The organism is Streptomyces sp. NPDC006798, assembly GCF_040635975.1.
In the GTDB taxonomy this organism is placed as follows: domain Bacteria; phylum Actinomycetota; class Actinomycetes; order Streptomycetales; family Streptomycetaceae; genus Streptomyces.
Window position 1 is genome coordinate 37,235 of the sequence record NZ_JBEYIS010000027.1, and the last position, 13,578, is coordinate 50,812.

Here is a 13,578-nt window from a genome sequence, read left to right on the forward strand (position 1 = left end):
CGGCGGGGCGGCGAGGGCCCGGCGCACCGGGGAAAACACCGGGCGGCCGGGGCCTCCGCCGGGCATCATGTCCCGTCGATGACTCCTCCTCCGCAGCCTCCGGCCGACTCCCCGCCCCCGTCCGCCTCCTCCGCCTCCTCCGCCTCCTCCGCCTCCTCCGCCTCCTCCGCCTCCTCCGGGGGATCGTGTCCGTCCTGCGGCGGCACCGTCGCCCCGGACGGCCACTGCTGGGACTGCGGTCACGCCCGGCCGGCGTTCCGCGCCCGGCTGGAGGTCACCACGGCATCGGGTGCGGCGGGCGTCGGCGACCGGGGGCTCCGGCGGGAGATCAACGCCGACGCCCTGGCGCTGGCGACGGCGGGGGCGGCCGGGGAGTGGACCGTGGGGGTCGTGGCCGACGGGGTGTCGATGGCGCCGCACGCGGAACGCGCCGCCCGCCTGGCCGCCGATACCGCCGTCGCCGTGCTGGTACGCCGGCTGACGGGCGGCGAGCTGCCGGAGTTCGCGCTGCGGGCGGCGCTGCTGCGGGCGGGCCGTGCGGTGACGGCCCTGGCGGGCGGTCCCGGCGCCGCCCCGGCCACCACCTGTGTCGTCGGGGCCGTGGGGCCCGAGGGGCTCTTCGCCGCCTCCGTCGGTGACAGCAGGGCCTACTGGGTTCCCGGCACGGGTCCGGTCGTGGCGCTGACCCGGGACGACAGCGGACGGCACGAGGCGCTGACGGCCTGGCTGGGGGCGGACGCCCCGGCGGTCGAGCCGGAAGTGGTGGGGCGGCGGGTACGGGAGGCGGGGCGGCTGGTGCTGTGCACGGACGGGTTGTGGCGCCACTCGCCCCGGCTGGCGGCGGCGCGCCTGCCGCGGGTCCGGCAGGCGGGGACGCCATTGGGCGAGGCAAGGGAACTGGTGCGGTACGCGCTCGACGCGGGCGGTCAGGACAATGTCACCGTGGCGGTACTGCCGGTGGTGTCCTGACCGCGGTAGCCGGCCGGACGCGACCCGGAGCGGCGGGAGCGAGGGCAAGGGATGCCCAGACCGTCTTGCCGCGGGGTGGTGTCGGTTCCCACGACCAGTCGGCGCTGACCTCGGCGATCAGGGCGAGTCCGCTGCCGGGGCCGGGGCGGCCCGCGGACGCGGGGCGGGGCGGACGGGAGCTGGGGTCGGCGACCGCGCAGACCAGTTCGGTGGAGCGGAGGAAGACCCCGAGCCAGACCGGGTACTCGCCGTCCGCGGGCGAGCCGGGATCGACGGCGTGCCGGACGGCGTTGCCGACGAGTTCACCGACGATCAGCTGGGCCTCGGGGATCAGGGCGTCCAGGGACCAGTCGCCGAGGGTGGCGGCGACGAAGCGGCGGGCCTGGGCGGCGTTCGGGGGCTTTCCGTCGAGGCCGCAGGCGGCGAATCCCGCGAGACGGGGGCCGGGGTCCCCGGTGGGGTGGCGCGGGCGGCGCGGGCGTACCGGGCCCGCTTCCCCTCCCCCGACCGGTACGGGCGGCTGGTTCGGCACGGCTCATGTCCCCCTGAACACGGTTCGTCGACTTGGTGTCAACAGCGATTCGGGGGACGAGTATGTCCGGGCCATACCCTCGAATGCAATTGCAGATGGGATTGCATCCAGGATTCCCCGCATTGGAGAGTGGGACGACAGAACACCCGTACGAAGAGGGGCTCTTGCAGTGGAACGGATCTTCAACGGCATGCGGACGGACGCGCTGCCCTCGGTCACCTGGACGAAGAGCAGCCATAGCAACGCCACGGGCAACTGCGTGGAACTGGCCGTTCTCCCCGGGGGCGCGGTCGCGGTCCGCAACTCCCGCGACCCCCACGGACCCGCGTTGATCTACACCCGGGACGAGTTGGCCGCGTTCGTGGCCGGGGCCCGGGACGGCGAGTTCGACGCGATCATCGGCTGAGCGGAACCCGGGCGGGAGTTGCGGGGGCCCTGCCCGGGCGGGCGGTGATGGTGGATACTGGGATTCTTTCCTTCGCGTCCGGCCACCGGATTCCCGGTCGCCGCACGACACCCATTCGCCGTTTTCCTTTTCCGCCACCGCCGTTCCGACCCCCTTTATCCCCCCTTCGCCACCCTTCTCCACCGTTCAGGACTTTCCCGCGCCGCAGGAGCACCCCATGGCATCAGCAGATCCGCACGAGTCGTGGTTCCTCAGGCCCCTGGGCACGGTCGAGAAGAACTCCACGGCACTCAAGCTGATCCTCGGCGGGAAACTGCGCGAACTGCGGCTCGCCGCCGGGTTCGACCCGGCCGACGTGGACGCCCGGCTCGGTTTCTCCCGGTCGAAGACCAGCCGGATCGAACTGGGCCGGCACGGCTGCAAGCGGGCGGACGCCCTGGCACTGCTCCGGTTGTACGAGGTCGAGGGCGAGGATCGGGTCGGGGAGTTCATCCGGCTCGTGGAGCAGTCGCACCGGCCGGACTGGTGGCGCTCGTTCAGCGACGTGCTCTCGGACTTCTTCACCCCGCTGGTCGCCCTGGAGGGCGCGGCCGAGCGGATCCGGACGTACGAGCCCTTCTACGTCCCGGGGCTGCTGCAGACCCCCGCGTACACCCAGGCCGTGATCAAGGCGGGGCCCGGCCGTCGCCCGGCCCGGGAGACGGCTCGCCGGGTGGAGTTGCGGCAGGAGCGGCAGCGGCAGCTCGAACTGCCGGACGCGCCCCGGCTGTGGGCGATCGTGGACGAGTCGGTCCTGCTGCGGACCGTGGGCGGGCCCGCGGTGATGCGGGATCAGCTGGAACACCTGCTGGCGCTGATGGAGCGGCCCCGGATCACCCTCCAGATCGCGCCGCTGGACGTGTCGGCGACGATCGGGATCGGGACCGGGGTGACGTTTCTCCGGTTCGCGCTGAGCGATCTGAAGGACGCGGTGTACATCGAGCATCTGACCGACTCGACCTTCAGCCAGAAGCCGAAGGTCGTCGAGGAGTACCGGACCATGCTGGACCGGCTGGGGGCGTGCGCGCTGACCCCGGTGGAGTCCGCGCGGGTACTGCGCCGACAGCTCGACGTACTCGGCGCGCGCTGAGCGGCCGCCGACCGCTGCCGGGTCCGCCGTCCGGACGCGGTGACGGGCCCGGACGGCGGCCGGTAGGCAGTCGGCAGTCGGACGGAGTCGGCGGGTCGGCGGTCAGGGGATCCGGGCGACCCCGCCCCATTCGATCCATTCGTCGCTCTGCTGGACCGGGGCCAGCTCGTTGTCGGGGCGCCAGGTGGAGACCTCGACCAGACCGGGTTCGAGGATCTCGTAGCCGTCGAGGAAGGCCCGGACCTCGTGCGCCTCACGGACCCGGCCCCAGGAGCCGTCGGTGATGTCGGCCATGAAGTCGGTGACGAACCCGCGGATCTCGGGCCGGTCGCTGACCAGTTGGCAGACGACGAGGAAGCTGCCGGGCGCCAGGCGCCGCGCGACCCGCCGCAGCAGGGCGGCCGGGTCGCTGCGGTCCGGCAGGCAGTGCAGTACGGAGACGAAGAGGGCGGCGACGGGCCGGTCGAAGTCGATCAGCCGCCGGGTCTCCTCGTGGCCGAGGATCCCCTCGGTGTCCCGCATATCCGCCTGGATGACGGCGGTGTACTCGTTCTCGTCGAGCAGGGCGCGGCCGTGCGCGAGGACAATGGGGTCGTTGTCGACATAGACGACCCGGCTCGCGGGGTCGACGGCCTGGGCGATCTGGTGGACGTTGTCCTGGGTGGGGAGCCCCGAGCCGTGGTCGACGAACTGGCGTACGCCGTAGTCGCGGGCGAGGACCTTCACCACCCGGCGGAGGAAGTGCCGGTTGTTGACCGCGAGCACCCGGGTACTCGGCACCTGCTTCAGCAACTCCTCACTGGCGATCCGGTCCGCCTCGTAGTTGTCGCTGCCTCCCAGGTAGTAGTCGTACATCCGGGCCACGCTCGGCACCGTGGTGTCGATGGCGTCCGGCCGCCACGACGTGGTCTGCATTCAGAACTCACCCGCGTCCGTCGAGAGCATGAGCGGTCGGCGACCATCGTAGGGACCGGGCGGGGGCCGCGCGGTCGAATGATCCACCCGGCCGGGGCCCTCCCCCGCACGGTCGGCGCGAAGCCGGACCGGAGCCCGTACGGGACCTGCGCGGAACCCGTACGGGGCCGGGGAGACGGGGTCGCGGACCGGGTCGGCCGAGCCGTCCGCCGACGGAGTGGCGGCGACGATTTTCGGCCAGAGTTGAACATCAAGACAGCCTTAGCTTAGGCTTGCCTAACTCGAACACGCCTCCTGTCGGACCGGCGCCGTTCGCGCTTCACGCTCCACAGCCAACACTTTGAGGAACATCCATGCTCGGGTTCATCCGCGTGCGCCGCCGCGCGCTCGCCGCCGCGGCCACGGCCGCCGCCGTCGTCCTCACCGTCGGCGGTTGCTCGAAGGACAGCGACGGCGAGAAGAAGGACTCCGCCGCTTCCTCGGAGAAGGGCGGCGGCGCGTTCCCCGTCTCGATCAAGAGCGCGCTCGGCACGGCGGAGATCAAGAAGGAGCCGAAGCGGATCGTCACCCTCGGCCAGGGTTCGGCGGAGACCGCGATCGCCCTCGGCACCACCCCGGTCGGCATCGAGGGCTACCCGTGGGGCAGCGACAAGACCGGCTACCTCCCCTGGATCCACGAGGCCGTGACCAAGAAGGGCGACAAGCTGCCCAAGCAGTTCACGGGCGGCGAGGAGCTGGACACCGAGGCGATCCTGGAGCTGGACCCGGACCTGATCCTGGCCCCCTGGTCGGGTATCACGCAGAAGCAGTACGACGTCCTCAAGGACATCGCGCCCACGGTCGCCTATCCGGACCTGCCGTGGAGCACGAACTGGGACCAGCAGATCGAGATCATCTCCAAGGCGATGGGCAAGCCCGGGGAGTCGAAGAAGCTGATCTCGACGATCGAGAAGCAGCTCGCCGACGCGGCGGCCACCCGTCCCCAGTACAAGGACCTGAAGTTCTCGTACGTCTACAACACGGGCCCCGGCACCCTCGGTGTGTTCAAGCCGGAGGAGCAGCGGGTCAAGATGGTCTCGTCGCTCGGTCTGACCGTCGACCCGGTGGTGAACCAGTTCCCGGAGACCAAGGGCACCGACTCGGCGCTGATCGGTCTGGAGAACGCGGGCAAGCTGAAGGACAGCGATCTGCTCTTCACCTTCTACACGGACGAGAAGAACCGCCAGGAGATCGAGAAGCAGCCGCTGTACGCGGGTATCCCCGCGGTCAAGAAGGGCGCCGTCGTCGTCGGTGACAACAACTCCTTCGTGACGGCTTCCTCCATCATCAACCCGCTGACCGTGCCCTGGACGATCGACCGGTATCTGCCGCTGATCGACAAGGCCGTCGCCGCCGCGAAGAAGTAGGGCCGCGCCACCACCATGGCCACGATCTCATCGGCCCCGCCGGGCGGCGCCTCCCGAGAGGGGGGCGCCGCCCGGCGGGTCGTTGCCGGTATGTCCGCGGGGCTGGTGCTGCTCGCCCTCGCGCTCTTCGCCAGTGTGATGTTCGGCAGCCGTACGACCTCCTTCGGGGAGGTCGTCGACGTGTTGTCGGGCACGGCCGACGCCCAGGTCACGGCGGTCGTCGAGAGCCGCTATCCGCGGACGGCGCTCGCCGTTCTGGCGGGTCTCGCGCTCGCCGTCGCGGGCACCCTGATGCAGGGCGTCACCCGGAACGCCCTCGCCGAGCCCGGGCTGCTGGGTATCAACGCGGGCGCGTCGGCGAGCATCGTCACCGCGACCGCGTTCCTGGGCGTGACCGGCAGTACGGCCGCCATGTGGTGGGCGCTGCCCGGGGCGCTCGCGGCGGGGGTGCTGGTGCTGGTCATCGGATCGGGGGGCTCCGGGCGGAGCCAGGTCCGGCTGGTCCTGGCGGGCGCGGTGCTCACCGCCGTACTGATGGCCTATATCCAGGCCGTGACCCTGACCGAGCCGCAGGTCTTCGACAGCTACCGCTACTGGGTGGTCGGCGCGCTCGGGGGCCGGGACTTCGACGTCTTCTGGGCGATGGTGCCGTTCGCGACCACCGGGCTGCTGCTGGCGGTGGTGCTGGCCCGCGGGCTGAACGCGCTCGCCCTCGGCGACGCCACGGCGGCGGCCCTCGGCGCCCGTCCGTGGCTGGTGCGCTCCGGCGGGCTGATCGCGGCGACGCTGCTGAGCGCGTCGGCGACCGCGGCCGTCGGGCCGATCGGATTCATCGGGCTCGCCGTGCCGCATGTCGTCCGGGCCGTCGTCGGGGTCGACTTCCGGCACCAGATCGTCTTCGCCTGTGTCGCGGGTCCGACGCTGCTGCTCTTCGCGGATGTCGTGGGGCGGGTCGTGATGCGGCCGCAGGAGCTGATGGTCGGGGTCGTGACCGCGTTCATCGGCGCGCCCGCACTGCTCGTCGCGGTCCGCCGGATGAGGGGGAACGCATGACCGTACGGGAGGTTCCGGTACGGGGTGCCGGTACGGCGGGCGGCCGGGCGGCCGCGGGCCCCGGCGGCCCCCGGGGGCGGGCCGGGCGGCCGAAGGGGCTGGTACGGGTGGGGCCGGTGGCCGTAGCCGTCCGGCCGCGCGCCGTCGTCGTGGCCCTCGGGCTGCTCGTGCTGACCGTGGTGGCCTCGGCGGCGACCCTGACCCTGGGACGGCTCGGGATCCCGCTCGCCGAACTCGGTACGGCGCTCTCCGGCGGCGCCGAGGGCCGGGACGCGTTCGTCCTCGAGCGGCTGCGCGGGCCCCGGCTGGTGGTCGCCCTCGGCACCGGCTGCGCCCTCGGGCTCTCCGGAGCGCTGTTCCAGTCCGCGACCCGTAACCCGCTGGGCAGCCCGGATGTGATCGGCGTGGCCGCGGGGGCGGGGGCGGGCGCATCGGCGGCCGCGCTCTTCCTCACCGGGACCGTGCCGGTTCCGGTCGGGGCGCTCGTCGGGGCCGTACTCGCGATGGTGCTGGTCTATCTGTCGACGGGTACCGGGTTCCGCAATCCGGGGCGGCTGGTCGTCGCGGGTATCGGCGTCGCGGCGATCTGCCAGGCCGCGACGCAGTACGTCGTCTACGCGATGGAGCGCGACAACGCTTCGGCGCTGACGGCGTACATCAACGGGAGTCTGTCGTCCCGCTCCTGGGAGGACGCGACGACCATCGGGCTGGTCCTGCTGGTGGCCGCGGTGCCGCTGCTGCTGCTCGCCCGGCCGCTGGGCGCGGGCGAGATGGGCGACGACATCGCCCAGGGGCTGGGGGCCGAGCCCCGGCGCGCCAAGACCTGCGCCGTGGTCCTGGCGATCGTGCTCGCGGCGGGGGCGGTCGCCGTGGCGGGGCCGATCGCGTTCATCGCCCTGACCGCGCCGCAGGTCGCCAAGCGGCTGACCCGGCTGCCCGGGCCGCATCTGCTGCTGTCGGGGGTGACGGGGGCGTTGCTGCTGGTGGTCGCGGATCTGTGCGCGCAGCAGCTGCCGCTCTTCGAGAATCTGCCGGTCGGGATCTACACGATGGCGATCGGCGGCGCGTATCTCGGGCTGCTCATCCTGGGAGAACGGCGGCGGGGGCGGCTCTGACGCGGGGGTGTCGGGGGCGGGGGCGGTCCCGGAGGCCGTGTCCGCCGTCGGCCGGCTGCCGGTCGTAGCGGGCTGGACTCGGGGTTCCGCCGCTACGCCTCCGGCGATGGGGGACCCCAGTGCCTCGGCCCGCCGGGGTACCGGCCCACCTCGCCCGGCGACCGGGCGTTGTCGGCGGTCCGCGCGCCGTCGGTGGCTGGTCGCGCGGTTCCCCGCGCCCCTCTCCCCCGCATCGCCCACAGGAAGAGGGCGTCCTCCGGGCAAGGGGACAGTGCCTCCACCGCGGGAGTCCCGACCGCGCCCCCCACCGGCACCCGGCGCGGCCGGTTCGTGAAGGCCGGGATTCGCCAGGACAACACTCCCCCAGGGTGGGGCGGGCACCATAGAGTGGGCGGCCACGGCGGGGGCCGTGGCACTGTGCAGGCCGTGGCTTTGGGGGCGATACGGGCCTTGACCAGGCAAGACTTTGCGTTCTGCGGGGCCGGGTGCGCGGCCGTGTATCTGCTGGGCGAGGACGGGGACCGGCTGGTCCTCGCCGAGTCGGCCGAGGCGGCGGGTGCCGGGTACGGGATGCCCTCGGTGTTTCCGCTGGCCGGACGTTCGCCCGTGGCCGAGACGTTCCGGACCGGCAGACCCGACTGGCTCGGCCCCGCCGCGCTCGCCGCCCGTACCGCCGACGACTCCGCCGGGGACGGCGGTCCTGACTCCTCCTTATCGGAGACGCCAGGCGACGGGCTGCGGGACCGGGTCAAGCTCTGGCCCGACGGAACGGCGCTGGCGGTGCTGCCGCTCGGCGGGCACGGCGGGCGGCGCGGCTGTCTGGTCGTGGCCGGGGTGGTGCCCGAGGGGTTCGACGCCGACCGGCGGTTGCTGCTGGAGCTGTACGCGGACCAGGTCGCGGCCCGGGTCGAGGCGTCCCAGTCGCGGCTGGTGCGCCGGGGCGGGCCGGTGCCGGACGGGGGCACCGGTCTGGTGCCGCCGCGCAGCGGGTCCTTCTCCGTCGATCTCGACACCGGGGCGATGACCGCGGACGAGCAGATGCTCGATCTGCTGGGGCTGCCGCCCGGGGAGTTCGACGGGCGGGCGACGACCCTGGTCGCCTGTGCCGTACCCGACGACGTACCGGCGCTGATGTCGGTGGTGGAGCCGGGGCAGGGGGCGTCTTCGGAGCATCAGCTCGCCTTCCGGGTCCGATGTCTCAGCGGTGAGCTGCGGTGGCTGGGGCTGCGCTGCCGGATCCTTCCGGCGGGCGACGGCGCCCGGGGCCGGATGCTGGGTGTGGTGGCGGACGCCTCATATCTGCGGCCCAGCGCCGACGAGGTGTCGCGGGTGCAGCGGCTGTCGGCGGAGCTGGCGGGGGCGACGACGGTCCGGGAGGTCAGTGAGACGGTGGCGGCGGCGCTCCGGGATCCGCTGGGGGCGACCCGGGTCGCGGTGGCGGAGGTGGAGGCGGAGCGGCTGATCGTCACCCTGCTCGATCCGCCGGAGCCGGACTCGTGGCCCGATCTGTGGCGCTCGGAGTGGCGTTCGGAGTGGCCCGACGCCCCCAGTAACGAGCTGCCGACGCTGCGGCGGGCGCTGCGCGACGGTACGGTCACGGCCTGGCTGCCGGGCGCCGATCTGGAGCCGGGGCTGCTGGACATCGGGCCCGGCGGTCTCGCCGTACTGCCGTTGCAGGCCGACGGCCGGGTGGTCGGGGTGTGTCTGGTGGGGTGGGACGAGGAACATCGTTTCGTCCCGGAGGAAAGGTCTCTGCTGACGGCGACGGCGAGTCTGGTGGGCCGGGCGCTGACGCGGGCGCACGCCCTCGACGCGCGGGCCGAGCTGGCGCGTACCCTGCAGCGGAGTCTGCTGCCGAGGAAGCTGCCGGAGCTGCCGGGCGGGAGTGCCGTGGCGCGTTATCTGCCGGCCACGGTGGGTCTGGAGGTCGGCGGCGACTGGTACGACGTGATACCGCTGCCGGATCACCGGGTGGCGCTGGTCATCGGCGATGTGCAGGGGCACAGTGCGGAGGCCGCCACGATCATGGGGCAGATGCGGACGGCGATCCGGGCGTACGCGGTCGAGGGGCATCCGCCCGATGTGGTGCTGGGGCTGGCGAACCGGCTGCTCACCGGGATGGAGACCGATCTCTTCGCCACCTGCTGCTATGTGGACCTCGATCTGGAGCAGGGTTCGGCGCTGCTGGTCCGGGCCGGGCATACGTCGCCGGTACTGCGGCGTCCGGACGGGGCAGCGGAGGAGGTCGAGGTCCGCGGCGGGCCGCCGCTGGGGGTGCTTCCGGAGGCGCGGTATCCGATGACGGAGGCCGTGTTGGAGCCGGGGACGGTGCTCACGCTGCTGACGGACGGTCTGGTGGAGTCGGCGCGGCTGCCGCTGGACGAGGGGATGGCGCGGCTGCGGGCGCTGCTGTCGGCGGCGGATCCGGTGGATCTGGGGCGGACGGCCGACGAGTTGCTGGCGAACGCTGAGCGCCGGGACGACGATGTGGCGCTGTTGCTGCTGCGGTACGACGGTACGGCCGGGCGGCCGTTGCGGGCCCGCTGGCCGGTGTGGCGGCTGCCGGACGCGGTGGTGCACGCCCGGCGTTTCACCGAGCGGACGCTGCGGACGTGGGGTGTGACGGGTGAGGTGGATGTCTCGCTGCTGATCGTCTCCGAGCTGGTGACCAATGCCGTGACGCATACCCGGGGGCGGATCCGGCTGGATCTGACGCTGAGCGGGGAGCGGTTGCGGATCGGGGTGAACGACGCGTCGCCGCGCGGGCCGGTGCGGTCGGCGTCGCTCGATCTGGAGGCGACGGGCGGCCGGGGGCTGCTGATCGTGGGGGCGCTGGCGTCGGATTCGGGGTCGCTGCCGTTCGCCGGGGGCAAGCGGGTCTGGGCGGAGACGACGGTGGAGCGGGCGGGGGCCGAGGCGGTCGCGGGGGCGGTCTCCCCCGGCTGACGGCCTGTTCGTATGACCGGCCGGACCATCCGGGGGCGGGCCGTCCGGTCATATGATCCGACCGCCTCGGCGGCCATCGGGGCCCTCGCGCGGGCCCGGTCGTACCGCCGGGCCGTAGAGTGGCGGGATGAGACGACGACATTGATCCTCCACTGAGGGTCCTCCGTCCGGACCGGGACGTGCCGGTGCGGCGGCCGGAGTGTGTGACCGCGGACCACCCGCGGGGCTTGCCCGTGCCGTCCGACGCCCGTCACACGCCTCCGGAGTCTCCGTATGCCCCTCTTCTCCTCCGTCCGGTCCGTTTCCGGCCGCCCCGGTGCCGCTCCGCCGCCCTCGCGCGCGGTGCGCCGCCTGGAGCTGCGGCTGTACGCCTATGCCGGGCTGAAGGACCTGGTTCTGCTCTATCCGGTCTATGCCCTGCTCTTCGCCGAACACGGTCTGGACACCGCCGAGATCTCGTCCCTCTTCGTCCTCTGGTCGCTCACCGGACTGCTGGCGGAGGTGCCGTCGGGGGTGTGGGCGGACACGGTGTCGCGGCGGCTGCCGCTGGTCGTCGGGGCGCTGATGACGGGCGCCGGGTTCGCGCTGTGGACGCTGCTGCCGTCGTATCCGGCGTTCGCGGCGGGTTTCGTGCTCTGGGGTCTGGGCGGCGCGCTGGGTTCGGGCGCGCTGGAGGCGCTGGTGTACGAGGAGTTGGAGCGGCTGGGCGAATCCGCGCGCTACCCGGGGCTGATGGGGCGGACCGCCGCCGTGCTGACGCTGGCGACGGCGGTGGCGACCGCGTTGGCGACGCCGGTGTTCGCGGTGGGCGGCTTCCCGGCACTGGGGTTGGCGAGTACGGCGGTGTGCGTGCTGTGCGCGCTGGTCGCGGCGGGGTTGCCCGAGCACCGGGAGAGCCGGGCGGCGGCCGGGGACGAGGGGGAGGGCCGCGGCTACCAGGCGACGCTGCGGTCCGGGCTCGGAGAGGTGCGGCGGGTGCCCGCCGTCCGGTCAGCGCTGCTGACGGTGGTGGTGGTGACCAGCGTCTGGGGGGCGCTCGACGAGTACGTGCCGCTGCTGGCGGCGGCGACCGGGGCGGCGATCCGGGACGTACCGCTGCTGGTGCTCTGCGTCTACGCGGGGGTGGCGATCGGCGGAGTGCTGGCCTCGCGCGCCGGGGGCATCGCGCCGGTCCGGGCGGCGGCCCTGCTGGGGGCGGCGTCGGTGCTCCTCGCGGCGGGCGGGCTGTCGGGGACACCCGCCGGATTCGTCCTGCTGGCCCCCGCGTTCCTGGTGTTCCAGCTGATCGACGTGGTCGCGGACGCCCGGCTCCAGGACGCGCTCCCCGGTTCGGCCAGGGCGACGGTGACATCGCTGGCGGGGCTGGGGGCCGAGGCGTCGACGCTGGTCGTGTACGGGGTGTACGGCGCGGCGGCCGGATTCACCGGCCACGGTGTGCTGTTCGCGCTCTTCGCGTCGGTGTACGCGGTGGCGGCGGCCGGTTTCGCGGTACGCGGCCGGGCCGGTGGGCGCGGCGCCGTCCCGGAGTGAGCGGCGGCCGTCGGGGGCGTACCGGCCGTTGGCCTGAAGGCGTCCACGACGGTACGGGGGCGGCCCGGGCCGCTGTACCGTTGCGGCGCCGTTCAGCGGACGGGGCGGTCCGGCCGGGGGGCCGGATCGCCGTCGGCGGGGTCCCGGTGTGTTCGAACAGGGCGCCGGGGGCCGGGTGGCGGCCGGATCCCGCCGCGCCGCGGCCCCGGGCCTCGTACCGGGCGGCATACTGCCGATCATGCGCGTGGCGGTGATGACGGCGGGATCACGGGGTGATGCGGCCCCCTATACCGGGCTCGGACACGGGCTGGCGAAGGCCGGGCACCAAGTGACCCTGGTGACGCACGGGCGGTTCGCACCGCTGGCGGACGCGGCCGGGCTGGGGTTCCACGCGCTTCCCGTCGATCCCCGGGCCGAGCTGGATTCCGTGGCCGGGCGGGGGCTGCACCGCAGTGGTACGCATGCCGGGAAGCTGCTGCGGATGGTGGCCCTGGCACGTTCGGTCGCCGGGGATCTGACGGACGGTCTGATCGCGGCGGCCGAGGAGAGCGACGTACTGCTGCTGTCGGCGGCGGTCGCCCCGCTGGGTCTGGCGATCGCCGAGGGGCTGCGGCTGCCGTCCCTCGGGGTCTATCTCCAGCCGCACGCGGTCACCGGGGAGTTCGCGCCGCCGATGGCCGGGCCGGGGTCCTGGGGGCGGCCGGTGAACCGGCTGGCGGCCCGGGCGGTGAACGCGGCCGTGGACGCCGTCTTCACCGATGCCGTACGGGACGCGCGGGCCCGGCTCGGGCTGCCGCCGACGGGTGACCGGGGTGCCCGGCGGGCCCGGGAGGGCGGCGACTGGCCGGTGCTGCACGGCTTCAGCGAGCGGGTCGTGCCCCGGCCCGCGGACTGGCGGCCCGGCCTGCGGGTCGCGGGCTACTGGTGGCCGTACGGCCCTCCCGGGTACGCCCTGCCGGCCGAGCTGACCGGCTTTCTGGCGGCGGGCCCCGCACCGGTCTACGTGGGACTCGGGAGTGCGACCGTGGCCGATCCCGCCCGGGTGAGCGCGATCGTGACCGGGGCGCTGCGGGCGGCGGGGCTGCGCGGGGTGATCCAGTCCGGCTGGGCGGGCCTGCGGGCCGACGGCGACGACATGCTGACCATCGGCGAGATGCCGCATGAAGCGCTGTTCCCGCGGATGGCGGCGGTGGTCCATGCCTGCGGTGCCGGGACGACGGCGGCCGGGCTGCGGGCGGGGGTGCCCGCCGTGCCCGTGCCGGTCCAGTTCGACCAGTCGTTCTGGGCGGCCCGGTTGACGGCGCTGGGGGTCGCGCCCGCGCCCGTACCGCTGCGGCGGCTGACGGTTCCGGCGCTCGCCTCGGCGCTGCGCCGGGCCACGGGCGACGAGGGGCCGCGGATCCGCGCCCGGTCCCTCGCGGCCCTGCTGGCCCGGGAGGACGGGGTCCGTCCGGTGCTGGAGGCGCTGGAGGCGTACGCGGAGGACGGTGGTGTCCGGGGCCGGTGACCCGGTGGCGTACCAGGCACGGCCGGGCGCCGGTCCCCTGCCGGTACGGGCCGGGCGCGCGGTTCCCCGC

General features: G+C 73.9%; 11 protein-coding genes. 9 read left to right on the forward strand and 2 right to left on the reverse strand.

The window, feature by feature from the left end; genetic code table 11:
* Positions 1 to 78: 78 nt before the first annotated feature.
* Positions 79 to 969, forward strand: coding sequence for a PP2C family protein-serine/threonine phosphatase (locus ABZ714_RS19820; protein ID WP_358826557.1), 891 nt, complete (start codon positions 79 to 81; stop codon positions 967 to 969).
* Here ABZ714_RS19820 and ABZ714_RS19825 read toward each other — a convergent pair.
* Positions 938 to 1,501 (reverse strand): ATP-binding protein, encoded by a 564-nt coding sequence (locus ABZ714_RS19825; RefSeq protein WP_358826558.1) that lies wholly within the window; start codon positions 1,499 to 1,501, stop codon positions 938 to 940. The two genes, ABZ714_RS19820 and ABZ714_RS19825, sit on opposite strands and share 32 nt — an antisense overlap.
* 169 nt (positions 1,502 to 1,670) lie before the next feature.
* Between ABZ714_RS19825 and ABZ714_RS19830 the strand changes: the two genes are divergently transcribed.
* The gene (locus ABZ714_RS19830) at positions 1,671 to 1,907 is read left to right on the forward strand and encodes a DUF397 domain-containing protein (RefSeq protein WP_358826559.1); all 237 of its coding nucleotides are present in this window, start codon (positions 1,671 to 1,673) and stop codon (positions 1,905 to 1,907) included.
* Positions 1,908 to 2,124: 217 nt separating this feature from the next.
* The gene (locus ABZ714_RS19835; RefSeq protein ID WP_358826560.1) at positions 2,125 to 3,036 is read left to right on the forward strand and encodes a helix-turn-helix transcriptional regulator; all 912 of its coding nucleotides are present in this window, start codon (positions 2,125 to 2,127) and stop codon (positions 3,034 to 3,036) included.
* A 102-nt stretch (positions 3,037 to 3,138) separates the two neighbouring features.
* Here ABZ714_RS19835 and ABZ714_RS19840 read toward each other — a convergent pair whose 3' ends face one another.
* Positions 3,139 to 3,951: an SAM-dependent methyltransferase gene (locus ABZ714_RS19840; protein WP_358826561.1), complete on the reverse strand. Its 813-nt coding sequence runs from the start codon at positions 3,949 to 3,951 to the stop codon at positions 3,139 to 3,141.
* Between the two features lie 353 nt (positions 3,952 to 4,304).
* Here ABZ714_RS19840 and ABZ714_RS19845 point away from each other — a divergent pair, with 353 nt between their 5' ends.
* The 6 genes from ABZ714_RS19845 (at position 4,305) to ABZ714_RS19870 (ending at position 13,508) form a co-directional block, all read left to right on the forward strand.
* On the forward strand, positions 4,305 to 5,357 hold the full coding sequence (locus ABZ714_RS19845) for an iron-siderophore ABC transporter substrate-binding protein (RefSeq protein WP_358826562.1): 1,053 nt from the start codon (positions 4,305 to 4,307) through the stop codon (positions 5,355 to 5,357).
* Between the two features lie 15 nt (positions 5,358 to 5,372).
* Positions 5,373 to 6,410 carry an iron chelate uptake ABC transporter family permease subunit gene (locus ABZ714_RS19850; RefSeq protein WP_358826563.1) on the forward strand — a complete coding sequence of 346 codons (1,038 nt, stop codon included), beginning with the start codon at positions 5,373 to 5,375 and terminating at the stop codon, positions 6,408 to 6,410.
* Complete coding sequence (locus tag ABZ714_RS19855) at positions 6,407 to 7,525, forward strand: iron chelate uptake ABC transporter family permease subunit (RefSeq protein ID WP_358826564.1); 1,119 nt, start codon at positions 6,407 to 6,409, stop codon at positions 7,523 to 7,525. The genes ABZ714_RS19850 and ABZ714_RS19855 overlap by 4 nt, the downstream gene beginning before the upstream one ends.
* 450 nt (positions 7,526 to 7,975) lie before the next feature.
* A complete protein-coding gene (locus ABZ714_RS19860; protein WP_358826565.1) occupies positions 7,976 to 10,471 on the forward strand; it encodes a SpoIIE family protein phosphatase in 2,496 nt (831 codons plus the stop codon).
* 273 nt (positions 10,472 to 10,744) lie between these two features.
* A complete protein-coding gene (locus ABZ714_RS19865) occupies positions 10,745 to 12,001 on the forward strand; it encodes an MFS transporter (RefSeq protein WP_358826566.1) in 1,257 nt (418 codons plus the stop codon).
* Positions 12,002 to 12,239: 238 nt separating this feature from the next.
* The gene (locus ABZ714_RS19870) at positions 12,240 to 13,508 is read left to right on the forward strand and encodes a glycosyltransferase (RefSeq protein WP_358826567.1); all 1,269 of its coding nucleotides are present in this window, start codon (positions 12,240 to 12,242) and stop codon (positions 13,506 to 13,508) included.
* Positions 13,509 to 13,578 lie beyond the last annotated feature (70 nt).